The 338-nt window shown below is 63.0% G+C and carries 1 protein-coding gene; it reads left to right on the top strand.

Translation table 11 applies throughout. The annotated features are described in order from the left end of the window. A partial coding sequence (locus tag A3709_RS24215) for a hypothetical protein (protein ID WP_197484331.1) occupies window positions 1–338 on the top strand: 338 nt, incomplete at both ends.

Genomic DNA, 338 nt, shown 5'->3' with positions numbered 1-338 from the left:
CCGGAGACGCCATAAACGGACTCGCGGGCGACGCCATAAACGGACTTGCCGGAGACGCCATAAACGGGCTCGCAGGCGATGCTATAAATGGACTAGCCGGAGACGCCCTCAACGGGCTCGCAGGCGATGCCATAAATGGACTAGCCGGAGACGCCATAAACGGACTCGCGGGCGACGCCATGAACGGGCTCGCAGGCGATGCCATAAATGGACTAGCCGGAGACGCCATAAACGGACTCGCGGGCGACGCCATAAACGGGCTTGCCGGAGACGCCATGAACGGACTCGCGGGCGACGCCATAAACGGGCTGGCTGGAGACGCCATGAATGGGCTCGCG

It is taken from the genome of Halioglobus sp. HI00S01 (assembly GCF_001635445.1).
In the GTDB taxonomy this organism is placed as follows: Bacteria; Pseudomonadota; Gammaproteobacteria; order Pseudomonadales; family Halieaceae; genus Halioglobus; species Halioglobus japonicus.
This window is presented reverse-complemented; position numbering and strand designations above follow the sequence as displayed.